This is a genomic window from Aquimarina litoralis (assembly GCF_019295435.1).
Classification (GTDB): domain Bacteria; phylum Bacteroidota; class Bacteroidia; order Flavobacteriales; family Flavobacteriaceae; genus Aquimarina; species Aquimarina litoralis_A.
Genome location: NZ_WEKL01000004.1, coordinates 72779 through 96816 on the forward strand (window position 1 = coordinate 72779; position 24038 = coordinate 96816).

The 24038-nt window shown below is 32.4% G+C and carries 22 protein-coding genes; 10 read left to right on the plus strand and 12 right to left on the minus strand.

Annotated elements, in window-relative coordinates; genetic code table 11:
- Positions 1–4: 4 nt before the first annotated feature.
- The 4 genes from mutL to GBO31_RS03350 form a co-directional block, all read right to left on the minus strand.
- A complete protein-coding gene (gene mutL, locus GBO31_RS03335) occupies positions 5–1879 on the minus strand; it encodes a DNA mismatch repair endonuclease MutL (RefSeq protein WP_219006898.1) in 1875 nt (624 codons plus the stop codon).
- The gene (locus GBO31_RS03340; protein ID WP_219006899.1) at positions 1880–2173 is read right to left on the minus strand and encodes a hypothetical protein; all 294 of its coding nucleotides are present in this window, start codon (positions 2171–2173) and stop codon (positions 1880–1882) included.
- Positions 2174–2329: 156 nt separating this feature from the next.
- Positions 2330–2827, minus strand: coding sequence for a 6,7-dimethyl-8-ribityllumazine synthase (ribH, locus tag GBO31_RS03345; protein WP_219006900.1), 498 nt, complete (start codon positions 2825–2827; stop codon positions 2330–2332).
- An 87-nt stretch (positions 2828–2914) separates the two neighbouring features.
- Positions 2915–3688, minus strand: a complete 774-nt coding sequence (locus GBO31_RS03350) for a tetratricopeptide repeat protein (RefSeq protein WP_219006901.1) — start codon at positions 3686–3688, stop codon at positions 2915–2917.
- 136 nt (positions 3689–3824) lie between these two features.
- On the opposite strand from GBO31_RS03350, the gene recF reads away from it, so the two are divergent.
- From recF to GBO31_RS03365, 3 genes are read left to right on the plus strand one after another with little or no spacing between them, the layout of a single operon-like run.
- Positions 3825–4910, plus strand: a complete 1086-nt coding sequence (gene recF / locus GBO31_RS03355; protein WP_219006902.1) for a DNA replication/repair protein RecF — start codon at positions 3825–3827, stop codon at positions 4908–4910.
- A gap of 19 nt (positions 4911–4929) precedes the next feature.
- The gene (locus tag GBO31_RS03360; RefSeq protein WP_219006903.1) at positions 4930–5343 is read left to right on the plus strand and encodes a hypothetical protein; all 414 of its coding nucleotides are present in this window, start codon (positions 4930–4932) and stop codon (positions 5341–5343) included.
- Positions 5343–5639 carry a DUF721 domain-containing protein gene (locus GBO31_RS03365; protein WP_219006904.1) on the plus strand — a complete coding sequence of 99 codons (297 nt, stop codon included), beginning with the start codon at positions 5343–5345 and terminating at the stop codon, positions 5637–5639. Before GBO31_RS03360 ends, GBO31_RS03365 begins: the two co-directional genes overlap by 1 nt.
- 19 nt (positions 5640–5658) lie before the next feature.
- On the opposite strand, the gene GBO31_RS03370 is transcribed toward GBO31_RS03365, so the two are convergent.
- The 4 genes from GBO31_RS03370 to GBO31_RS03385 form a co-directional block, all read right to left on the minus strand.
- Positions 5659–6051 (minus strand): acyl-CoA thioesterase, encoded by a 393-nt coding sequence (locus tag GBO31_RS03370; protein WP_219006905.1) that lies wholly within the window; start codon positions 6049–6051, stop codon positions 5659–5661.
- A gap of 170 nt (positions 6052–6221) precedes the next feature.
- A complete protein-coding gene (locus GBO31_RS03375; protein WP_219006906.1) occupies positions 6222–7682 on the minus strand; it encodes a hypothetical protein in 1461 nt (486 codons plus the stop codon).
- A gap of 186 nt (positions 7683–7868) precedes the next feature.
- Positions 7869–9293, minus strand: a complete 1425-nt coding sequence (locus tag GBO31_RS03380; protein WP_219006907.1) for a hypothetical protein — start codon at positions 9291–9293, stop codon at positions 7869–7871.
- Between the two features lie 273 nt (positions 9294–9566).
- Positions 9567–11015: a hypothetical protein gene (locus tag GBO31_RS03385; RefSeq protein WP_219006908.1), complete on the minus strand. Its 1449-nt coding sequence runs from the start codon at positions 11013–11015 to the stop codon at positions 9567–9569.
- A 172-nt stretch (positions 11016–11187) separates the two neighbouring features.
- Here GBO31_RS03385 and GBO31_RS03390 point away from each other — a divergent pair, with 172 nt between their 5' ends.
- The 3 genes from GBO31_RS03390 (at position 11188) to GBO31_RS03400 (ending at position 15292) form a co-directional block, all read left to right on the plus strand.
- Entirely contained in the window at positions 11188–11709 is a 522-nt protein-coding gene (locus tag GBO31_RS03390; RefSeq protein ID WP_219006909.1) for an RNA polymerase sigma factor, read from the plus strand.
- Between the two features lie 114 nt (positions 11710–11823).
- On the plus strand, positions 11824–12735 hold the full coding sequence (locus tag GBO31_RS03395; protein WP_219006910.1) for a FecR family protein: 912 nt from the start codon (positions 11824–11826) through the stop codon (positions 12733–12735).
- A gap of 4 nt (positions 12736–12739) precedes the next feature.
- Positions 12740–15292 (plus strand): TonB-dependent receptor domain-containing protein, encoded by a 2553-nt coding sequence (locus GBO31_RS03400; protein ID WP_219006911.1) that lies wholly within the window; start codon positions 12740–12742, stop codon positions 15290–15292.
- On the opposite strand, the gene GBO31_RS03405 is transcribed toward GBO31_RS03400, so the two are convergent.
- Both GBO31_RS03405 and GBO31_RS03410 read right to left on the minus strand, forming a co-directional pair.
- Entirely contained in the window at positions 15269–15568 is a 300-nt protein-coding gene (locus GBO31_RS03405) for a hypothetical protein (protein ID WP_219006912.1), read from the minus strand. The two genes, GBO31_RS03400 and GBO31_RS03405, sit on opposite strands and share 24 nt — an antisense overlap.
- 70 nt (positions 15569–15638) lie before the next feature.
- The gene (locus GBO31_RS03410) at positions 15639–16481 is read right to left on the minus strand and encodes a hypothetical protein (protein WP_219006913.1); all 843 of its coding nucleotides are present in this window, start codon (positions 16479–16481) and stop codon (positions 15639–15641) included.
- A 389-nt stretch (positions 16482–16870) separates the two neighbouring features.
- Between GBO31_RS03410 and GBO31_RS03415 the strand changes: the two genes are divergently transcribed.
- Positions 16871–18847 (plus strand): tetratricopeptide repeat-containing sensor histidine kinase, encoded by a 1977-nt coding sequence (locus GBO31_RS03415; protein WP_219006914.1) that lies wholly within the window; start codon positions 16871–16873, stop codon positions 18845–18847.
- 126 nt (positions 18848–18973) lie between these two features.
- Here the strand turns inward: GBO31_RS03415 and GBO31_RS03420 are convergent, their stop codons facing one another.
- Positions 18974–19393, minus strand: coding sequence for a nucleoside-diphosphate kinase (locus GBO31_RS03420; RefSeq protein WP_219006915.1), 420 nt, complete (start codon positions 19391–19393; stop codon positions 18974–18976).
- A gap of 309 nt (positions 19394–19702) precedes the next feature.
- Between GBO31_RS03420 and GBO31_RS03425 the strand changes: the two genes are divergently transcribed.
- The 3 genes from GBO31_RS03425 to GBO31_RS03435 are packed head-to-tail and all read left to right on the plus strand — an operon-like array spanning position 19703 to position 22461.
- Complete coding sequence (locus GBO31_RS03425) at positions 19703–20719, plus strand: DHH family phosphoesterase (RefSeq protein WP_219006916.1); 1017 nt, start codon at positions 19703–19705, stop codon at positions 20717–20719.
- A complete protein-coding gene (gldI, locus tag GBO31_RS03430) occupies positions 20716–21267 on the plus strand; it encodes a gliding motility-associated peptidyl-prolyl isomerase GldI (RefSeq protein WP_219006917.1) in 552 nt (183 codons plus the stop codon). The genes GBO31_RS03425 and gldI overlap by 4 nt, the downstream gene beginning before the upstream one ends.
- Positions 21268–21282: 15 nt before the next feature.
- On the plus strand, positions 21283–22461 hold the full coding sequence (locus tag GBO31_RS03435) for a peptidylprolyl isomerase (RefSeq protein WP_219006918.1): 1179 nt from the start codon (positions 21283–21285) through the stop codon (positions 22459–22461).
- Between the two features lie 72 nt (positions 22462–22533).
- Here the strand turns inward: GBO31_RS03435 and GBO31_RS03440 are convergent, their stop codons facing one another.
- Positions 22534–23994 carry an aminoacyl-histidine dipeptidase gene (locus tag GBO31_RS03440; RefSeq protein ID WP_219006919.1) on the minus strand — a complete coding sequence of 487 codons (1461 nt, stop codon included), beginning with the start codon at positions 23992–23994 and terminating at the stop codon, positions 22534–22536.
- Positions 23995–24038: the final 44 nt, after the last annotated feature.

A 24038-nucleotide genomic window follows, 5' to 3' on the forward strand; every position in this document is an offset into this window, starting at 1 on the left:
ACTCTTAAAATTTTTTATCTATATCATCTACTGTTAACGTGATGAAAGTTGGCTTATTATCTGGTGTAATCGTAGGTTCTGTGCAAGCAAAAAGACTATTCACAATATGTTGCTGCTGCTCTTTTGCTAGGTCAATTCCTGTTTTCACGGCAATACTACCCGAAATAGATCTTGCCAGAAGATCCGTTAATGAAAAACCACTATCTGGAACTTCTTGTTCTATATCATTTATTAACTTTTCTAACAATACCGAAACTTCACTTTCTGTGGTTGCTGTTGGTATTCCAGAGATCGATACATCCGTATCGGTGATATCACCAAATACAAAACCTGTATTTTCTAGATGTTCCTGTACTTCTTTTAAAATTCGAATCTCTTGGCTAGAAAAAGATAATTTCAAAGGAAATAATAACTGCTGACTTACTGCACTGGCCATGGTTATATTTCGTAACACTTCTTCATAAAGCACTCTATGATGTGCTCTATTTTGGTGTATAATGACCATACCACTCTTTATAGTAGTAATTATATATTTCCTTCTAAGTTGATATGTAGTGTGATGTTCAAGTTCAGCTTCCTGATCAGCTGTAAATAAAGAACCTGTAACTTCAGAACTTTCAAACTCTATAGAAGAAAAGTCATTTTCTATAGGTTTAGAAGATATTTCTGAAGTATCTAAACCTGCATACAGATTTTCCCAACTTCCAGCAGATTCCTTTTTAAAATCGGTATAATTCTTAGACGTGGAAGGAATATTGTCCTTTTTATCTTCTTTAAAAGGATTGAAACTTCGATCTACCTCTATAGTTGGCGTTTTCACCATTTTGCTTTTATACTCATAAGGAGTATCCATAGATGCATCTCTATTGAAATCCAATATTGGCGCAACATTAAACTGCCCTAAACTATGTTTAATCGTAGAACGTAGCATAGCATACAATGCATGTTCATCATCAAATTTTATTTCGGTCTTTGTCGGATGAATATTAATATCAATAGATTTTGGATCTACAGTGAGATATATAAAATAACTAGGATGTGTTTTCTCTTTCAATAAACCTTCGAAAGCAGAATTTACTCCATGATTCAAATAAGCACTTTTGATAAACCGATTGTTCACAAAGAAAAATTGTTCACCTCTGGTACGTTTTGCAAATTCAGGCTTACAAACAAAACCAATAATTTTCACTAAATCTGTTTCCTCATCAATCGGAACTAATTTTTCATTTGTTTTGGCTCCAAAAATATGTACTATTCGTTGACGATGATTTGCAACAGGTAAACTAAAGATCTCGCTCCCATTATGATACATATCGAATTTGATATCTTCATGAACCATAGCAACTCTATGAAATTCATCGATGATATGACGTAATTCTACCGAATTTGATTTCAAGAAATTCCTGCGTGCAGGAATATTATAAAACAAGTTCTTTACACTTATAGAAGTACCTTTTGGTGTGACGCATACCTCTTGAGAAATAACATCACTACCTTCGATTTTTATTTCAGTTCCTACTTCGTCTTTTTCTTGTTTTGTTTTTAGTTCGACATGTGCAATTGCTGCAATAGAAGCTAATGCTTCTCCTCTAAAACCTTTGGTATTTAACTGAAAAAGATCTTCGGCATTTTTTATTTTGGAAGTAGCATGTCTTTCAAAACTTAATCTAGCATCGGTAACACTCATTCCTATACCATCATCAATCACCTGAATAAGCGTTTTCCCAGCTTCTTTAATGATGAGTTTGATATGAGTAGCCTTGGCATCAATGGCATTTTCCAATAATTCTTTGACTACGGAGGCTGGTCGTTGTACTACTTCGCCGGCAGCTATTTGGTTGGCTACGTGATCCGGTAATAGTTGGATAATATCTGACATTTATTGTCCTGCAGTAAATATGGATAAATCAAAATCAATTATATATAAAAAGATAAAAGTCAAAACCAAAGCTATAAGAATAACTCTTTTATTGAATTCTCTATTCCCTCGATTTCTACTGGCTTTTCTATCTTCACTCCATTGAGAACCAAAGTCTATAGCGTTTCTGGTATCGCGATATTTAGTAATTCTATTTTCAAAATCATAAATATTACCTTCACTCTTTCCTTTATAATATCTTGGAGTGTAGTTATATCTACGATTTACTTTTCTTTTAGGGATACTTAATTTCACGTGTTACTCCTTTCTTTTTATATTATCCAAATATACTTAAAATGCATAGTAATCTAAAGCTTTTAGCATTACAATAACATTGAATAATTATCAGCAAGTATAATGCCGTTTTTAAATTTAGAAAAGAATATTAAAATCGTCTATGAGGTATTGAGCTTAAAATTTAGMTTCTTTACGTAGCTGAGCCATCTTGATAGCAGCTATAGCAGCTTCGGTACCTTTATTACCATGTTTACCACCAGATCGATCAATAGACTGTTGCATATTATTATCAGTTAAAACGCAAAATATAACCGGAATATCACTCTGAATATTAAGATCTTTAATCCCTTGAGTCACCCCTTCACAAACAAAATCAAAATGTTTTGTTTCTCCTTGAATAACACTTCCAATTGCTATCACTGCATCCAACATATCATAAGACTGCTGCATTTTTTTACATCCATAAATAAGCTCGAAACTACCTGGCACATTCCATCTAACGATATTCTCTTTGATAGCACCACAATCGATCAGTGCATCAAAAGCTCCTTGAAAAAGGCCTTCGGTAATTGTATTGTTCCATTCTGAAACAACAATCCCAAACCGAAAGTTTTTCGCGTTTGGGATTGTAGCTTTATCGTATTGTGATAAATTTTTATTTTCTGTAGCCATTGTTTTGTTAATGGTTTATTGTTATTAGTTAATAGCTTGTATACTTTACAATATAAGGAAGCCTATCAACTAAAAACTATGACCTACTTACTTTAGCATTCCTTGAGCTCTTCCCAAGTGTACATCTGCTTGATTTGCTTCTACACTCTTAGAAAACTCCTCTTTAATTCTTTCTAAATAAGGGATTGCAACATCAGGCTTCCCTAAAGAGATTGCAGTAATTGCAGATTTTAATAAAAACTTAGGAGTTGTAAATTCATTGGTCTTAGCATTCGCCGCTTTTTCATAATAAGAWAATGCTTCACCCATTTGATCTAATTGTGCAAATGCATCTCCAATTCCTCCTAATGCTAAAGGACCTAACATTTCATCATCACTCTTAAACTTATCTAGATGATCAATTGCTTCTTGATATTTTTTCATATTAAGATATGAAAAACCAGCATAGTAATTCGCAAGATTTGCAGCTTTTGTACCACCATAGTTTTCTATAATTTCTAGAAAACCATATTTACCTTCTCCACCGTTTAAGGCTAATGTATATAAAGAGTCACTTACTGTTGTATTACCAGTTACTGCATTATCAAAATATTGCTGAGCTTTAAACATTTCATTAGAAGCTTCTATTTCCTTTGGCTCTTGTATATATTTTTGATACCCTAAGTATCCTAATACTACAACAGCGATAGCCCCAACAATGATAAATATATATTTTTGATTGGCAGCAACCCATTCTTCAGTTCGGGAAGCACCTTCGTCAAGCGTATTGAATACTTCAGCAGTTGTAGAATTGTCTTCTATTTGCTCTACCTCTTCTGCTTTATTTTTTGGTTTGTATCCTCGTTTCTTATAAGTTGCCATAAATATTATTTAATGAAGGGCAAAAATAAAATTTTTATTCATAATTAAAAGCGAAAATATTTGTTATTTTTTAATATTTTGCACTTCTTATTTGAGAATTTCAAAAAAGTCACTACTTGCTGACGATCAGTAGTTTATGATCCTAAAATCTCTTTCTTTAATTAATTATAAAAATTTTGAATCCATTAATTTCGATTTTGATGCTAAGATTAATTGCTTAGTTGGACATAATGGAGTTGGAAAAACGAATATCCTCGATGCAATATATCATTTGTCATTTGGCAAAAGTTATTTTAATCCCATAACAAGTCAAAATATAAAGCATGGTACTGATTTTTTTGTTGTAGAAGGTTTGTATGAAAAAACAGATCGAGAAGAAAAAGTAATTGTTAGTGCAAAAAGGGGGCAAAAGAAAGTTATCAAGCGAAACGGAAAAGCGTATGATACTTTCAGTGAACACATAGGCTTTTTACCTTTAGTCATTATATCTCCAGCAGATCGAGACCTAATTACTGAAGGAAGTGATACGCGACGGAAATTTATTGATGGGGTGATATCTCAAAGTGATAAAGAATACCTATCTATTTTACTTAAATATTCTAAAGTAGTTTCTCAACGAAATTCCCTTTTGAAATATTTTGCTGCTAATAATACGTTTGACCCCACAACGCTAGAGATATATAATCAACAATTACATGAATTAGGCAGTGTTATTTATCAAAAGAGAACTACTTTTTTAGAAACGTTTATTCCTATATTCATTAATAGATATGAAGCTATAAGTTCTGGAAAAGAATCGGTTTCTTTGCGATATCAAAGTAAATTAGCAGAACATGATTTACTTACACTTTTAGAACAACAACTAGCAAAAGACAGAATGTTGCAATATACCAGTGTAGGCGTTCATAAAGATGATTTGATTTTTGAAATAGAAGGACATCCGATAAAAAAATTTGGAAGTCAAGGACAACAAAAATCATTTTTAATTGCATTGAAGCTAGCGCAATTTGATTTTATCAAAAAGCAAAGTAAAGTTAATCCTCTACTTCTCTTAGATGATATCTTTGATAAGTTGGACGAAAAACGTGTAGAACATATTATACAATTAGTTGATGATCAAAATTTTGGTCAGCTATTTATTAGTGACACTCATGCTGATCGTACAGAAAATGTGGTAAAAAAAATATCACAATCCTACAAAATTATAAAGCTAGAAGCGTAATCTCAAATTAGAAAAGTCAATGTTCAAAAACAGTTTATACCTATTTATCCTAGTATTCGTTTCTTGTGCGAAACAAGATCCTGAAGAAACTATATCTTTTATTTCTGGATACTGGGAAATTGAAAAGGTTATTACCGTAGAAGGAATAGAAAAACAGTATAACTTTAATCAAACCATTGATTTTTTTGAGGTAACAGATAAAAAAGGGATCCGCAAAAAGCTACAACCTCAACTAAGTGGTAATTTTATCTCAACTAAAGACAGTGAATTCTTTACTATATCCATAGAAAATGATAGTATTTGGATGTATTACAAAACGCCTTTGTCGACTTGGAAGGAAGCACTAATTTTGGCAAAAGAAAATCAGATGATTATCCAAAACGAATCAGGAAATCGTTATTTTTATAAATCGTATACAAAGATTGAATTATAATGGCCAGAAGACAGAATGATCATCTTAGCATTAGTGATGTACTAAAAGAGTTTGTTAGCGAAAATAAGCTTCAAAAAGGTTTAGACAAAGTTGAAGTACGTGATATTTGGGAACAAATCATGGGTCCTGCTATTACAAAATATACCAATCAGATAAAACTAGATCGCGAAACTTTGTATATAGAACTGACTTCTTCTGTTCTAAGGGAAGAATTGAGCTACGGAAAAGAAAAAATTATTTCAAATTTGAATGAAGCTCTTGGACGCCCACTTATTAAGAAACTCGTACTTAGATAATTGAAAAATTAGTGAGAAATTAGTGTACTGCTAATCGATCTCTTACATATTCAATTTTTGTTTTTCCATGTGGAGCAGGTTTTCCATTTTCATCTAAATACACCATCGTAATATTATCTACTTGTATGATGGTCTTGCGAGTTAACTTGTTTCTTACTTCACACTTTAGCACTAAAGAAGAACGCCCAAATTTAACAACATCCATTCCAATTTCAACAATATCTCCTTGTACTGCTGAACTTACAAAATTAATTTCGGACATGTATTTAGTAACCACTCTATTACTCTCCAATTGAATAACTGCGTATAAGGCAGCTTCTTCATCAATCCATTCCAATAGCCTTCCTCCAAACAGGGTATTATTTGGATTTAAATCGCCTGGTTTGACGACCTTTCTTGTATGATATCTCATTCCTTTACTTTTTTACAAAGTTAGATAAATAGTCCCTATTTATGGGCTCTGAGACACTATCACACAAAGAATTATCTATTTCGAAAATTGAATATAAGAATACTATGGTATTCTAAATTTTTGGATTACTTTTTTACGGTTTTAAAATAGCTTCTAGCTATAATAAACAGCTACTGCACCACTATTTCTTCACAAAACTGTGTTCCTTCAGGGCACGTATCCGTTACTGCTCTAATACATACCAAATAGCTTCCTGGATCAAACTGAAAAAAGAACATATTATCTCCCGTTTGTCCTCCATCTTGTTCCTGAATTTGCCCATCGATCTCCCATTGATAATTTATAGTACCAATATCCTGAAAATCTGCAATAAAATTGTAACCATTAGTGTTTCCTTCTTGTTCGAAACTAAAAAATAAATTTGGACAGATAGGTTCAACTACAATTTCTTTACATTCTTCTGTTCCATTAGGACATGAAGGCGTAGTTGTTTTTATACAAACCTGATGTACTCCAGGAGTTAGTTCTGTTATATAAACATTATCGCCATTAGGACCTCCATCTTCTTCGGTTATTTCATTATCAACAAACCATTCATATGAGAGTTCTTCTATTCCAGAAAAACTTGCTGTAAAAGTATATTGCAAAGTACCTTGTTGCTGTTCGAAACTGAAATCTAAATTCGGACAGGACTCAGCGACAACAATACTTTTACAAACCTCTATACCTTCAGGGCATTCTGGTGTTTCTGCTTTGATACAAACTACATAAGTTCCTGGTGCATCAAAATCACGTAATAATAAATTATCTCCTTGAACACTTGGACCATCACTTTCTATAAATTGCCCATCAATAAACCATTCATATGTGCCGATAGTTTCTATTTCCGGAAAATCTGCTTCAAATCTATAACCCAAATTAAACATATCGGTAAGCTCCGAAGTAAAATCTAATTGCGGACAACGAGTCTCACAAAAAGCTATAATTCTATAAAAACCAAAGTACGTATCTATAGTAGTAGTTTCAAGATTTGCTCCTACCAAAAGGTTTATTGGAAATTTAAAATTAGGTTGGTATAATGTACCTTGACTCTGATAAAATGATTGAAACATCTCGTCTGAAGATAACTCCGTTTCGACTCCATTATTATCCAACAAAGTTACTGGATATTCAAACTTAAAACACCCGTTAAAAAATTCATCAAACTCATCTCGAATCGAATTAAACTCACATTGTTCTAAAATATTAAGAAAAGAAGATTCATCGTTAATTGTAATTTCAGTATCTGTATTTCTAAAAATTATATTTATAGGAAACTGTAACCCTGTAACATTAAAATTCGGACCTTGACTTGAAATTACATCAACCAATCCTTCATAATTATCTATTCTAATAGTCGAATCTGTATTGTATCCTAAAGTTATTGGATATACAAATCTAAAGCACTGCTCATTTTCAGAGATAAAAGCATTGTCAGAACCAAAATTATTAAGAACAGTTACTAGAGCAGGACTCGAGGTAACATTGTCTGTATTTTCCTCAGGAAAAAATGAATCATCATTTACACAACTACTAAATAATACAGATAGCAGTAATACAAATGTTCGTAAGTGAGTGTTGAAATATTTCAAAATATATTGCTTTTATATAAACTAAAACGCCTGAGAATCAGTCTACCCTACCCTAAAATAAAATAATTTTTCCAAACCTATTAGGTTCACAATCTAATACATCTCGCTGGTATAAACAAAATTCCCTGGAAGAATGGCAATGCTTCCAGGGAATTAACCTAATTAATCTAACCTAACCAACTTAATTTATTCTACCACTAATGTTTTACAAAATATAACTCCATTAGGGCAATCTGGTGTTTCTGCTATAATACATATCTCATATGTTCCTGCACCAAACTGATAATATAAATAATCATCTCTTTCATTACTATCCAAGATTTCACTATCTACAACATCTCCATTAATTGTCCATTCGTAAGAAATATCATTCATTCCTTCAAACTCTGCCCAGAAATTATATCCTGGAGTGTCTCCCTCTTGTTCTATATTGAAGTATAATTCTGGACAACTAGTTCCTGTTTCTTCTATTTCAATTACTTTACAAAAAGTAACTCCTTGTGGGCAATCTGGTGTTTCTACAGATAGACAAACCTCATAAGATCCTGGAGCAAACTGATAGTAGAAAGGTTCATTATGTCCCGTACTAGTCCCTACAAAATCTCCATTTACAGACCATTCTAAAGTAACATCATCGATACCTTCAAATGCACTAGGATAGAAATAGTAAGCAGGATTATCACCATCTTGTTCTGCTTCAAAAAATAGTTCTGGACAAGCCGTAGCCCCTTCTATTTCAATAACTTTACAATATGAAGTTCCTTGTGGACAATCTGGTGTTTCTGTTTTTAAACACACTTCATATCTTCCTGGTTCGAATTGATAATAAAATCTATTATTATCTCCATTATTTGAATCTTCAACTAATTCTCCATTAATGAACCATCCTAACCATTCTACTTGATCGGCATTCGGGAATTCTACCTGAAAGTAATATGCTGGATTATCTCCATCTTGTTCTGCAAGGAAAAATAGCTCTGGACAATTTCCATCCACTTCTTCTACTTCAATTACTTTACAATAAGAAGTCCCTTCCGGACAATCAGGCGTTTCTGTTTTGATACATACTTCATATGTTCCAGCTTCTGAGAATTCCCAGAACAAATAGTTATCTGCATTTTGATTATCTGTTTCTACTACTTCTCCATTGATAAACCACTCATATCTTGTTTCTTCAATTCCAGGAAAATCAGCAATAAACTTATAGTGATTTGGTCTATCCAATTGTCTTGTTTCAAAGAACAAATCAGGACAAGGATTTGTTTCATCAATATCTACTACAATTTCCTTACATACTTCAATAGGGCAAGTTTCACTAGCTACGCTAACACATACCGTATATGTTCCTTCTTCAAATTGATATTCAAAAATCTGACTTGCGATATCGTCTAAATTACCTGTAGCAATCTCTTCCCCATCAATCGACCAAGTGAGTCTCACATCTTCTATTCCATTTAATTGAGCAGCAAAACGATACACTGCACTTCCTGCTACATTATCTACATTAATTGTCACGTCAGGACAATTTTCTAATTCTTCAATTTCTTCACATGAGATAAATCCTACGAGTAATGTAAAAATCACTACACACCAAATACTAAGTTTTTTCATTGTTGTAATTTTAGGGGTTATTTATAATTAATTGTTTAGAAGCTTTTTAAATGCTTTACAATAATGAAACGCGGTAAGAAAACGATACCCTACCCCTACTACAAAAAAAAACTTAAAATCTGACATTTAATATGCTAACAAAACAAATTTAACCCTTAATTTACAAGGCTTTAAACAAAAAAAAGAGACTGCAAAAATACAGTCTCTTTTAAAGATAAGTAATTACTAATTCAACTGACCGAACTTAATAAACCTATCTTAATTTTATTTAGCTTAAAGCCCTTGGAAATCTATTTCTATACAGTCTTGTAAGCTTCCACATTCAGAAGATTCTGCTTTATAACAAATCTCATATCTTCCTGTTTGTGTAAGGTGATCTTGTAGGATTAAGAAATGTCCTGTGGCTGTTGTAGGTGTAACTTGGTTCCCGTCGATTTCCCAAACTACAGAAGCATTATCTAAACCAAATAGAATTACACCATTAGCATTTACGAATTCTGCTGTATTCGTTGAAAAATATTCTAATTTAAAAACAGAACAGTCTACAGGTGTAGGCTCTGGAATTACTACATCTCTACAGAATTCTGTACCATTAGGACACTCATTAGTCTCTGCTTTGATACAAACTCTATACGTTCCTGGGTTGTATGAAGATAAATCAAGTTGATCATCCCTATCTTGGCTTTGTAAATCTTCAGTTTCTACTAAAACACCATCTACAAACCACTCATACACATCTAACTGGTTAATTCCTGAAAAACTTGCAAACATAATCGTTCCTTCTTCGATAAAAGAAAGATCTGGACAACCGTCATCTCCTCCTCCATTATTATCTTCTGTTACCTGAACTGAAACACAAGCTTCTATTCCTTGAGCACAATCATTGGACTCAAACTTCACACATACTTCGTAAGTCCCAGGATTATAGTCGCTAAGATCTAACGTTACCGTGCTTCCTTGAATTTGTAGATCGGAAGCTGCTAAAGGCTGATTATTTACAAACCAATTAAATGCTTCAACATCATTTGTTCCACTAATGTTAGCAATTACAATACTTCCCTCAGAGCTCAACGAAAGATCTGGGCATGATCCTCCTTGTCCATCACCATCAATTGTAATATCTTCACAATATTCTGTACTAGTACAAGTTGGACTTTCTGAAATTAAACAAACCGTGTAAGTTCCTTCTGCTAAGTTTGCTAGAGAAAACTTATTATCTCCTTGATTATTGGTTCCTTCGTTTTCAATGATTTCTTCATTATCCAGATTTTCTCCTGTTACTCTCCATGCATAAAATTCTAAGGTTTCGATACCTTCAAAATCTGCATATAAATAGTCTCCATCTCTGGTGAACTTTAGATCTGGACATCCTTCCATCTCTTCTTCGATGGTTATTTCCTTACAGAACTCTGTTCCTTCAGGACAATCAGGTGTTTCTGCCTTTATACAAACATTATAAGTTCCTGGATTGTACGAAGAAAGATCTAGTGTATTATCTCTTTCATTTTGCTGACTTTCGGTCTCTACCAGTTCTCCATCTACAAACCATTCGTATGTATCAAGATCTTCCATTCCTTCAAAATCAGCAACTAATTTTTTCCCATCCTGTCCAAAAGATAACTGTGGACATTCAGTGTTCTGATCGTCATCTTCTTGTTCACAAGAAGAAAAAGCAATCATAAGCCCTAACATAAGTAAGCTAAAAATTCTAAGATTTTTCATTTTAATTTTTTAATTAAGATTAAGTAAAACTCAATTGAGATGTTTGTATGTTATAACAGTAGTAAAACGCCAGATGCTAAAACTACCCCACCCCCCTTTTTTTATTTTTTTTATAATTTCTTTTTTTTGATACCAGAAAAAAATCTAGTTTTGACACCAAATAGATCCCCAAATGTCTGATAGTAAAAACTCTACTTGTGATGAACAAGCATTTGATAATTTTTTCAAAAGTCACGCAAAACTTTTGAGAAGCTATCTGTATTATAAATTTGGAGATCTTGATCAGGCAGAAGATATTGTACAGGATTCCTTTATCAAATTATGGAGCAATTGTGCAAAAGTACCTTTAGATAAAGCTAAGAGTTATATATATACTGTAGCGACCAATCTTGGAATTAGTATTGCGCGCCATCAACAGGTAAAGTTTAAGCATCAAAATTATATTACACAACGAAAGAGTGATGTAACAAATGAATCTCCAGAATTTGTTATGTTAGAAAAAGAATATATGGAGAAACTAAAAAATGCTATAGCAGATTTACCCGAAAGACAACGAGAAGTTTTTCTATTAAGTAGAATCGATAAAAAAACGTACCGCGAAATTGCAGAGTTATCAAATGTATCCGTAAAAGCTATTGAAAAATTAATGCATAAGGCATTATTAAGTTTACGCAAAAAGATAGGTAACATATAAATCCAACGCTTTTTTGCCTCTGAAACAAAGAGGTTTTGTAAAAAAATAAAAAAAATTACAGTAAGAGGTAGGGTAAATAGAAAGTAGAACGTTTTTTATATATAAAGGCAGATTATGTTAGATAATAAAAATGACGATATATTCTTATCCAGATGGATTAACGGAGAACTCTCTCCAGAGGAACTTGATGAGTTTCAATCACATCCAGAATATAAGCATTTCGCAAAAATTAAAGCGGGTTCTGATGCCTTAGACTTGTCTGATTATGACATAGATACTGCATTAAGTAATATTAAATCGGCCAAATCAAATTCTATAGAAAATCATAAAAAACCTGTCATTAAACTTTGGCCTTATGCAGCTGTAGCTGCCTCTATTGCCATAATATTTGGTCTTTTCTTTTTTAATACCAATGATTCCTTTACCAGCTCTTATGGAGAAAAATTAGCTGTTACTTTGCCTGATGGCTCTGAAATGATTCTAAATGCAAAGTCAGAAGCTAGTTTTGATAAGGATAATTGGGAAAACAATAGAACAGTTTCGTTAGATGGGGAAGCCTATTTTAAAGTAAAGAAAGGCAGCAGATTTACTGTAACTACAAAAAATGGAGAAGTGACAGTTTTGGGAACTGAATTTAATGTACAATCACAGTCTGATTATTTTGCAGCTGTTTGTTACGAAGGAAAAGTAAGTGTTTCGAATACTAATGAAGAGACGATTCTTACTGCTGGAAAAGGATATCAAAAAATTGCAAAATCTTCTTCTGTAAGTTGGACTTTTGAGGCATTAGAACCCTCTTGGATCAATAATATTAGCTCTTTCAGAAGTGTGCCAGTAAAATACATTTTCAAAGAATTAGAAGAACAATACAACATTACCATCGATACGAAAGGCATAGATACCTCTATCATTTATACCGGAACTTTTCCTAATAATGATATCGATGTTGCTCTTAAAACAGTTTTTAGTACCTTAGGTTTGCAATACCAACTGCAAGACGATAAAACCGTGGTATTAGATAAGTAAGAGCATGATTAGACTTTTTTGCGTTTACATACTTTTATGTGGAGTTTCAGCTTTTTCGCAAGAAAAAGCTTCTTACATTATTAATGCCAATAATCAACCTCTTTCAGAAGCACTTCTTTCTTTAGAAGATCAATTTCAAGTAAAATTCTCTTATTTAGATGCTACCCTAATTCATAAGAAAGTATCCTTTACAACAGTAGCGAATACGAAAATAGAAGAAGTGATTCGTCTGCTGGAGCAACAGACACAACTAAAATTTGAAATCACTGGCAATAATTTTATAACCATACGTACCTATTCTAAAAAAGATGTTATCAATATATGTGGTTATATCTATGATGAAAACAATACCCCTTTAGAAAAAATTAGGGTATTCATAAAAGCATCAAGAACTAATATTACTACTGATGAAAAGGGTTATTTTGAAAATGCCGAAGTTCCTTTTAATTCACCAGTACTGATTAGTGCTCCTGGATTTCGTCAGAAAGTGCTTAATTCTTCAGAATTTGTTCAAAAAGAATGCAATACCATCTATCTTATCAATTCTGTAGAAACATTAGATGAAGTTATCATTCAGGAATACCTTACTAAAGGAATTACACAGGATAAACGAGTAGTACATATAGATTTACAAGATATTGAGATTTTGCCAGGTCTTACGGAACCTGATATTTTACAAAGCATCCAATTAACACCAGGAGTGAATAGTCCTTTTGAAACCGCATCTGGGTTATTTGTTCGAGGTAGTGCTCCAAACCAAAACTTAGTACTTTGGAATGGGATAAAAACATATCATCAAGGACATTTTTTTGGAATGCTATCAGCCTTTAATCCATATGTAGTAAAAGAAGTCGATTTCTCCAAAAGTGGAGTAAGCGCTCAATATGGTGATCGAATTTCAGGAGTAATTGATATCAAAACCGAAGACAAAGTAGCTGATCGTTTTTCTGGAGGTGCTGGTTTCAATATGATTAATGCTGATGCAGTGATTCATACTCCTATCATAAAAGATAAAGTTTCATTACAAGTTTCAGGAAGAAGATCTTATACGGATATTTTTGAAACATTTACTTACAAACAATTTGCTGATCGTGTATTTCAAAATACCACCATTGCTGAAACAATTGAATTAAACGATGCAAAAAATGATTTTTTCTATGCGGATTACAATGCTAATCTAATAGCTAAGTTTTCAGAAGTAGATAAAATTGAAGCCAATGCTATTTACAGTAAAAATGATCTTGATTTTAAAAGAAGTGATAATACTATGTCTTTTAATGATCATTTGGTCACTGAAAATGAAGGATATAATATTAGCTGGAAACATCAATGGAATCGTAAATTAGCAATGAAAACGAACGGTTATTTTACAAGCTATCTACTGGATTATGATTTTATAACCAGAGACACTGGAACTATTACAGAAACCGAGAGTAAAAAGAATACAGTTAAAGATTTTGGAGCGGCTTTAGATATCAATTATTCTTTATCTGATTATCACAAGCTTCTCGGAGGATATCAGTATTCGAATAATACCGTTAGATATGCATTTGTAACTACAACACCAACTTATGAGTTAATCTTAGATCAAGATAATAGATCTTTAAACACACACAGTATCTATGGTGAGTACAAATATGAGATGCCTAATAGCTTTTATCTATCCGCAGGTATACGATTTAACAATTATTCAGAATTAAATAAGTCTTTTGTAGAGCCTAGAGTTTTTGTACAAAAAAATCTTTCCAAATTCTGGGAAGTAAATGCTACTGCGGAATATCGAAGCCAAGCGGTTAGCCAAATACGAGAATCGGTAGTAAGCGATTTATCACTGGAAAATCAAGTTTGGACTTTAGCAAATACCGAACAATTCCCAATTATCACCAGTTATCAATTTACTTTTGGAAGCAGCTTCAAAAAAAACAAATGGTATTTTGACATTGATACATATTACAAACAAATTGATGATATTACATCCTTAACTGCAGGTTTTATTAATCCTGTTGACAATACATATCATAATGGAGAGAGTAGAGTTTATGGAGTTGATTTTTTCTTAAAAAAGCGTTTTAAGAATTATAAAACTTGGGTAAGTTATTCTTATATCAATACCAAGAATAAATTTGATGATATCAATAATAATGAATCCTTTCCTGGCAATTGGAACATAGAACACACTATAAAATGGTCCCATTTTTATAAGATTCACAATTTCCAGTTTTCACTCGGTTGGCTATGGCATACAGGTAAAGCTTTTACGAATGTTGATGGAGTTGATGAAAGTGGTGATCTAGTCATATTAGATTTTGGAGAAATCAATGGAAACAATTTACCTATTTATCATCGACTGGATTTTTCAGCGATTTATGACTTTAAACTAAAATCATCTTCTAACATTAATTACCGATTAGGACTTTCCGTACTTAACATATATGACCGAGAAAATCTATTAAACCGAGAATTTAGAACTACAAATTCTTTAGACAATCGTTTTATTAATGCCGACATTACATCCTTAGGTATTACTCCTAATCTAAGCTTCAGGGTTTTCTGGTAATTTTTTATTTTTTTGATACATAAAATATTGAACAAATAGATCAATGATTAATACCGTTAGAATAAAAAGTGCTGTAACAAAATATAGGAAAGAATCCCATGGACCAGAACCTGAAAAAAGATATAATCCAATTAGAGATAAAATGATAACAACACAAAATGGGTGGATAAATGTCAATTGATATCTAAACGCTACTGTTCTTTTTAGTTTTGGAACTATCCGGTAACAGGCATAAGCTAAGAAGACTATTGATATAATAAATAACCAGAAACTCATAAATTAATTCAATAACTCATTGTCTAAGTTACTAAAATTCAATCAAAAGTCATGCAATTACGCTTAGGCTCTAAGCCAACCTCTCTTTAAAAAACAACCTTAACTTTTCGGTTTGGTTTTCATCAAGCCGTTCTAATATGGTATCTATCCAATCGGTTTCCATATTTCCAGGATTCCAAAACTCTTCATAATCGAGATCCATAAACCAAATCTCTTTAAACTTGTGTTCATCTTCCAGTTTTTCCAAGAAAAGATCAAAATTTGACTGAATGTAGTCTAAAAAGCCTTCATTTAACATCTCTTCAAATTGTTCTGATCCATGTTGCCCACAAGCACTACAAGTACGAGCAATAGCTAGGCAAAGTGTTTCTTCGCAAACTCCATACTTTTCAATGATATTATTGATATCACCATACTGATCTACTTCGTGATCCATATCATTTGTACGAAGAAAATCTATATATTTATAAACGTACTTTTTTTGTATCAAAGCTAGAGAAGAAGCTATCGTACTTCCTGCTGGTGTTTCACTATCTCTCCAAAAACGAGTATCGTTTTCTTTATAATACGATCGATCTACAAATAGCCATAATGTATCATGAATACCATCAAAAGGTATCGCATGTGTTACAATTTCATCAAAAAAGGAGTATGAACTCTCAGAGGTAATTAATCCATTATTCTTATCATAAAACTTATATTCTAATTCATATACATAGGTATATTCTTCCAAAATTTTAGCTCTAGTCTGCTCTAACAGTTCTAAAATGATATCCAAAATTTGTTTCAGATGGTTTTCTGATAAATTTGTACTTGGTAGATCTGAGGAGGAAATTACTTTCTCTAATTCTAATGATTCCGTACTAGTATTACTAGCACGAACATTCAGTGTGATTTTTGAAATAATACTCATTGAAATAAGTTTTACAATTCTTCAGCAATAGTAGAAAATAAATAAGGTTTTAAAATCCCAGAATTCAGTGAAAATAAAAATCGTTATCATATTTCATATATATTAAAATAATTAACCCGAAATACTTTTAGAAAAAGAAAACGATGAGTACGTCTTGAGCACTGTTAGCCAAATGTTCTCATTATGGATTTATATAAAAAGTCTAATAGAGCGTCATAACATCAATCATTATATATCTATTTTTTAGTAAGAAACATCTATTAAAACAATAAATACTCTATTTTTAGAGTTCGTTTTGGGATGAAAAGAAGCATCACAGTTTTGTTATAGTATTGTAATCTATCCCTCAACAAGAACATTCTATTATTTTTTTGACTAATTTTTATAAAATGCTCCAATTTTCAAAGTTTAGTTTTATAATATTTTTATGTAGTATTTGTCATATTACGAATGCCCAGATCGATACAAAAGAAAAATCTAAAGACATAGATTATGATTATCAATTATTAGAAAAAGCTAGAATTTATTCGAATACTGAAGGAGAAGATAAAAGAAAAGCCTTTTTGATTAGTCATGAAGTTTTAGAGAGAACCCAAAATGATTACCATAAAGTTTTAGCTTATAAAAATCTAAGTCATTACCATTATTATTCATATGTATCTGACTCCGCAATATTTTATGCAAAAAAAGGAGTTACACTAACTGAGAAAAGACAAGATTCTCTAGGAGTATCATTGACTAACTGGTTTTATCTTGTATTGTCAAATGCATCACGAGATAAGGGATTGCTTGATGATAGTAAAAAATGGGCTTTAAAAGGTTTGGAAACAGTAAAGTTGATTGATGATACTGAAATTGAAAAAAAACTTCTTCTAAATCTTGGAATCACCTATAGAATGAAAGGCGACCCTAAAAAGGCATTAGAGATTTATAATTCAATGATCATTGGTGATGAGAATCCAAATCCGGACTTGTATGTTTCGATAGCGATTTGTCATTTGGAAATGGGTAATTTTGAGAAAGCCCTCCAATATCAAAATAAAGCACTGAATATATATAGCCAGGAAACTAATAATAGAAGTGTAGCAATAGCATTACTAAATATTGGAGCTATTTACATAGAAATAGATGAAGCTAATAAAGCATTGGAGTATTTTGAAAAGTCCCTTAAAATAGCTGAAGAATATAAATACCCGCTGATCAAACTCAATAACAAGTTCAATATTGCTGAAGTTTTAATGACCAAAAAGCAATATAAAAAAGCTACAAAAAACTTCGAGGATGTGTTGGTCATTGCTAAAGAAAGAGAATATTTTCAACAACAAATATTAGCATATCAAAAATTAAAAGAGCTAGCTATACTACAAAAGAATTATGAAAATGCATTAGAATATACAGAAAAGAAAAACAAGCTTAATGATTCTGTTAATCAGCTTCAAAAGGATGAAGAACTTTCAAAGCTAGAAGTACAATATGAAACTCTTAAGAAAGAAAATGAAATATCTATTTTAAAAAAAGATCAGGAATTAAGGGAATTAGAAATAAAAAGACAACAATCGCAAAAGTATACCATACTGATAGCATTTATTATTGTCTTAATTCTCTTAATAGGATGGTTTGTATTATACTATCAAAAGTTGAAAAGTCAAAACTTATTGAATAAAAACCAAAAAGAATTAGCAGAACAGAAAATTGAAGCTTTGATAAAAAACCATGGATTAAAACTCATTCAAAACTCTATCAATGTCCAGTTTAAAGAAAGAAAGAGAATTGCGCAGACACTCCATGACAGAATCGGAGGTAATTTGGCCGCTATTAAACTTCAGATAAGTTCAGCAAAAAATGGTTCTTCCAATTTAGCGCAAGTATATAAACAAATTGAAGATACCTATCAGGAAGTAAGAGTGCTTTCTCATGATCTTATTCCTAAAAAAATTGCAGATAGTAACTTTACAGATCTACTAGACGAATACATAGATAAGATCAGCACATCCAGTAATTTGACTATAGATATATCTACCTATCAAGAAGACTACATCAATCAAATGGATGTGAGGTTTCATAACGAATTGTTCTCAGTTTTTCAGGAGCTTATCACCAATACTGTTAAACATGCAAATGCAAGTAAGATCGGAATTCAAATCAATATTATTGAAGATCAGGTAAGTATTATATTTGAGGATAATGGCAAAGGGTTTGATCCTTCAAAAATACCATTAGGAATAGGGTTAACTAATATCGAAAGTCGAATACAAGAATTATCCGGAACTTTACATATAGACTCTCTTGCAAAAAGAGGAACCATTATTACCATTGAAATTCCGGTTATGAATCAACATAAAATGATAAATGCAGAAGAAATATAGTTAAGTTTATAATCAGGTATTTAAATATTTTGAGTACTTCCTTATCTGTTTTACTATATTATTTTATAAAAAGAGCCATTCTGATTCTTCAGAATGGCTCTTTTTATATCTGGTATTCTAAATTTCTTAGAACTGCTCTCTTCCTGAGAAATGGAAAGCTCCTTCGATAGCAGCATTCTCATCACTGTCACTACCATGTACAGCATTTTCACTAATAGAAGTTGCATATTTTTTACGAATAGTACCTTCAGCAGCTTCTTCTGGATTTGTAGCTCCGATTAAAGTTCTAAAATCTTCAACAGCATTTTCTTTCTCTAGAATTGCTGCTACAATTGGACCACTTGTCATATACTCTACTAATTCTCCGTAGAAAGGACGCTCACTATGCACAGCATAAAAAGCTTTTGCATCATCAGTAGTTAATTGTGTTAATTTCATCGCCACAATTCTAAAACCTGAAGCAGTTATTTGTTCAAGGATAGCACCAATGTACCCTTTTCTTACCGCATCCGGCTTAAGCATTGTAAATGTTCTATTTGTTGCCATTTTTTAAGTTTTGTTTTTATCCCATTTCCTAAAAAAGGAAATTTTGATTTCAATTTATTTTGATCGAATGACCAATTATAAAATTTTGTGCAAAAGTATATATAAAAGCTTCAAAAACAAGAAATATTATTATAAAGTAGGAACTTTCCCTTCGTTTACACCATAAATATTACTCCTAAAGCTATTACCAATCTATCTTTAAAGAATCTCGCTGCTTACATCTAGTTCTCTGACAAATGCTACAATCCATTGGTAAAAGTAATTATTCTATTATTACGATATTATTATTTAGAGTATCTTCGCAGACCTATGAACACAAGTGAATTTAAAGAAGTAAAAGCACTTTTAAGTACTTCAAAAGATATAGTAATCATTCCTCACAAAAATCCTGATGGAGATGCCATTGGATCGACATTAGCTCTATATCATTATATATCAGGTTTAGGGCATAATGCTACAGTAATTACTCCTAATGATTATCCTAATTTTCTAAAATGGATTCCTGGCGAGTCCACGATTATTAAGTACGACAATGATACTGAATTGGCTACTGATAAGATTAAAAATGCTGATATCATATTCACTTTAGACTTTAATCATTTTTCTAGAACAGGAAATATGGAACGTCTATTAGCTGATACAGATACTATGTATATTATGATTGATCATCATCAGCAACCCGATGATTATGCTCAATATACATTTAGTGATGTGATGATGAGTTCCACTTGTCAAATGATATATCACTTTATTGAAAACCTAGGAGATGTAGATAAAATTACAGCAGATATAGCTACTTGTATTTATGTAGGCATTATGACGGATACAGGCTCATTTCGTTTTCGATCTACCACAAGTACTACTCATAAAATCGTAGCCGATTTAATAGATCGTGGAGCCAACAATACGGAAATCCATGAACATATATATGATAACAATAGTTATTCAAGATTACAGTTACAAGGAGTTGCTTTAAAGAATCTAAAAGTACTAACAGAATACAATACAGCCTATATTACGTTATCTCAAAAAGAATTAGATGATCATAATTTTAAAAAAGGAGATACAGAAGGCTTTGTAAATATGGGATTATCTATAGAAGGTGTCATTTTTGCACTAATTTTTATAGAAAATAAAGGCGAGAATATCATAAAAATTTCGCTTCGTTCAAAGGGTGATTTTTCTGTSAATGAGTTTTCAAGAAATCACTTTGAAGGTGGAGGGCATCATAATGCAGCTGGAGGAAAAAGTAATCTATCGCTAAACGAAACTGTTGAGAAATTTATTAGTATCTTACCGTCTTATAAAAATGCCCTAAATTCATGAGACATTTTTTTCTTTTCTTAAGCTTTTTAGCTTTGTTTTTCTCTTGTAAGGCGCCAGAAGCTCGAAAACCTGTTAGTGTTTCCTCAGGATCTTTTATAAACGAATCCATTAATAGGAATAAAGAACTTAGTGCTAGAGAAGAAGCTCGAATTCAAAAGATTATCAAACAAGATACTACACATAATTATATCACTTCTGATGGTGGATTTTGGTATTATTATGAAACGAAAGACACCATATCCAATACTACCGCGAAGTTCGGAGATATTGTAAACTTTAATTATGATATCAAAGATTTAAATGGTGATACCATTTATAGCAGAAAAGAATTAGATACTGTAAATTATGCTATCGATCAGGAAGATTTATTTTTTGGATTGAGAGAAGGATTAAAACTCATGAAAGAAGGAGAAACCGTTGTTTTTCTATTCCCTTCCTATCAAGCATATGGATATTATGGTGATGATCATAAGATTGGAACAAATATTCCGTTAGTATCCAGAGTAACACTCAACAAAATCACAAAACAGTCAACAAAAGAAAATTAAACCTTAACTAAAAAAATGAAAAAATTAAGTTTTTTATTGTTAGCGATTATCGCTTTCACTTTTACCAATTGCGAAGAAAAATATCCTGACCTTAGCGATGGACTTTATGCAGAAATTATCACTAATAAAGGTACTGCAGTTGCAAAATTATACTACGACGCAACTCCGATGACAGTTGCGAATTTCGTATCTCTAGCAGAAGGAACGAATACAATGGTAGACAGTCTATACAAAGGAAAGAAATATTACAACGGAATTATATTCCACAGAGTTATTAAAGATTTTATGATCCAAACAGGAGATCCATTAGGTACTGGTACTGGTGATCCAGGATATAAGTTTCCTGATGAGATTGTAGATTCATTAACTCACAAATCAAAAGGAATCTTATCAATGGCAAATTCTGGGCCTGCTACCAATGGAAGTCAGTTTTTTATAACACTAAAAGAAACTCCTTGGTTAAATGGTAAGCATACTGTTTTTGGAGAAATCGTTTCTGGGCAAGAAATTGTGGACAGTATCGGTTCTGTAGAAACAAAAAGACCTGGTGATAAGCCAGTTTCTGAAGTAAAAATGGAGCAAGTAAATATTATAAGAAAAGGTAAAGATGCGAAAGCATTTGATGCTAAAATTGCTTTTGAAGATAAGCTAAAAGTTTTAGAAGAAGAGAAATTAGAAAAGGAGCGCCTTATGAAAGAAAAAAGTGACAAGGCTGCTGCTAAATATGCAGATTTAAGAAAGAAAGCTACCAAACTGGAAAGTGGTTTAGAAATACTATTCCTAAATCAAGGTGATGGCAAGAAACCAACACCTTCAGATGAAGTTATGCTTAACTATGCAGGATACTTTACTGATGGAAATTTATTTGATACTAACATAATTGAGTTAGACAAAGAGATGGGTAAGTATAATCCAAACAGTCGAAAAGCACAACATCCTATGGGATACGCTCCAATCAAAATGACATATTCTCCAGAAGCACAAATGATCGCTGGATTTAAAGAAGGCGTTCAGCAAATGAAAGTTGGTGATAAAGCAGTGATCTTTATTCCTTCTCATTTAGGATACGGAGAGCGTGGAAGAGCTCCAATCCCTCCTAATACAGACTTAATTTTCGAACTAGATTTACTTAGTATCGTTGATAAGTCTGCAACACCTCCAGGTCACTCTAAAGGTGATGGGCACAATCACTAAAAGATAAAAAGTATAAAAAAATCCCATATCGTTTGATATGGGATTTTTTTATTTAGAACAATTTTACTGTAATTACTTAGCAGGAATATTTGCTAATATTTCTTTGACAAATCCCCAATATTTCTGAGCAGAAGAAATACTAGCCCGCTCATCTGGTGAGTGCGCTCCTAAAATAGTTGGGCCAAAAGAAATCATATCCATATCTGGATAATTCTGACCTAAAATACCGCATTCCAAACCTGCATGGCAAGCAGCGACATGTGCCTTTTCTCCATTGATTTTTTGGTACAATTCATCCAAAACTTTTAAGATAGCAGAATCCATATTTGGCGCCCAACCAGGATAGTCTCCGTCGGTTGTTACCTCACAGCCAATTAATTCAAAAGTAGCTTTAAGCTTATTTACCATATCTATCTTAGAAGAGGTAACGCTGCTTCTAGTTAAACATTCGATTTTAATAGTTCCTTCTCCTATAGTAACTTTTGCAATATTATTTGAAGTTTCCACCAAATCTGGTATCGATAAACTCATAGTATATACACCATTATGAGCAGCATAAAGTGATTTTAACACACTTTCTTGAACCCCCAGTTCCATTACTTTACTAGGCAATTCAACCTTTTCTAGATCGATAGACAAATCTGGATCTACTAAAGTGAGTTCTTTTTTTATGGTGGCAATTAATGCTAATGTTTCATTCTCAAAAGTTTCTTCCTGTATCGTATCCACAACCACAGTAGCAAAGCTTTCTCTCGGTATGGCATTTCGTAAGCTTCCTCCTTTAATTTCTTGAATTCTCAATCCAAAATGTTCAAAACCGTCAAAAAGCAGTCTATTCATAATTTTGTTAGCGTTTCCTAATCCTTTATGAATATCCATTCCTGAATGGCCACCATTAAGACCTGTTACCGAAATTTTATAGGCAGTAGTTCCTTCGGGCGTAGCTTCTTCTTTATAGGGTCTTTCGGCAGTAACATCAACTCCTCCAGCACATCCTACTCCAATTTCATCATCTTCTTCTGTGTCTAGATTTAAAAGAATATCACCTTGCAGCCAATTAGGCTGCAATCCCATAGCACCTGTCATTCCTGTTTCTTCATCTATAGTAAATAGTGCTTCAATTCTTGGATGAACAATTTCTTTAGATTCCAAAATAGCCATAATAGTGGCCACTCCCAATCCATTATCAGCTCCTAAAGTAGTTCCTTTTGCACGTACCCAATCACCATCCACATACATTTCAATTCCTTGTGTATCAAAATCAAATGTAGTATCTGCATTTTTTTGGTGTACCATATCCAAATGCGATTGCATCACCACTGTTTTTCTATCTTCCATTCCTGGAGTAGCAGGTTTTGTAATCAAAACATTACCAACCTCATCTATAGCAACAGGAAGTCCTAAAGATTCGCCGAATGCTTTCATAAAAGCAATCACGCGTTCTTCCTTTTTAGAAGGCCTAGGAACCGCATTTAGATCCGCAAATTTATTCCAAAGCTCTTTAGGCTCAAGATTTCGTATTTCTGAATTCATGTGTATTCTGTGTTTTTTTGACAAATGTACATTATGATAATCTT

Bases quoted from the DNA above. Each gene is read 5' to 3' on its own strand.
- mutL (WP_219006898.1), bottom strand. From the start codon at position 1,879: ATGTCAGATATTATCCAACTATTACCGGATCACGTAGCCAACCAAATA.
- recF (WP_219006902.1), top strand. From the start codon at position 3,825: ATGATCCTAAAATCTCTTTCTTTAATTAATTATAAAAATTTTGAATCC.
- GBO31_RS03360 (WP_219006903.1), top strand. From the start codon at position 4,930: ATGTTCAAAAACAGTTTATACCTATTTATCCTAGTATTCGTTTCTTGT.
- GBO31_RS03365 (WP_219006904.1), top strand. From the start codon at position 5,343: ATGGCCAGAAGACAGAATGATCATCTTAGCATTAGTGATGTACTAAAA.
- GBO31_RS03370 (WP_219006905.1), bottom strand. From the start codon at position 6,051: ATGAGATATCATACAAGAAAGGTCGTCAAACCAGGCGATTTAAATCCA.
- GBO31_RS03380 (WP_219006907.1), bottom strand. From the start codon at position 9,293: ATGAAAAAACTTAGTATTTGGTGTGTAGTGATTTTTACATTACTCGTA.
- GBO31_RS03385 (WP_219006908.1), bottom strand. From the start codon at position 11,015: ATGAAAAATCTTAGAATTTTTAGCTTACTTATGTTAGGGCTTATGATT.
- GBO31_RS03390 (WP_219006909.1), top strand. From the start codon at position 11,188: ATGTCTGATAGTAAAAACTCTACTTGTGATGAACAAGCATTTGATAAT.
- GBO31_RS03395 (WP_219006910.1), top strand. From the start codon at position 11,824: ATGTTAGATAATAAAAATGACGATATATTCTTATCCAGATGGATTAAC.
- GBO31_RS03400 (WP_219006911.1), top strand. From the start codon at position 12,740: ATGATTAGACTTTTTTGCGTTTACATACTTTTATGTGGAGTTTCAGCT.
- GBO31_RS03405 (WP_219006912.1), bottom strand. From the start codon at position 15,568: ATGAGTTTCTGGTTATTTATTATATCAATAGTCTTCTTAGCTTATGCC.
- GBO31_RS03410 (WP_219006913.1), bottom strand. From the start codon at position 16,481: ATGAGTATTATTTCAAAAATCACACTGAATGTTCGTGCTAGTAATACT.
- GBO31_RS03415 (WP_219006914.1), top strand. From the start codon at position 16,871: ATGCTCCAATTTTCAAAGTTTAGTTTTATAATATTTTTATGTAGTATT.
- GBO31_RS03420 (WP_219006915.1), bottom strand. From the start codon at position 19,393: ATGGCAACAAATAGAACATTTACAATGCTTAAGCCGGATGCGGTAAGA.
- gldI (WP_219006917.1), top strand. From the start codon at position 20,716: ATGAGACATTTTTTTCTTTTCTTAAGCTTTTTAGCTTTGTTTTTCTCT.
- GBO31_RS03435 (WP_219006918.1), top strand. From the start codon at position 21,283: ATGAAAAAATTAAGTTTTTTATTGTTAGCGATTATCGCTTTCACTTTT.
- GBO31_RS03440 (WP_219006919.1), bottom strand. From the start codon at position 23,994: ATGAATTCAGAAATACGAAATCTTGAGCCTAAAGAGCTTTGGAATAAA.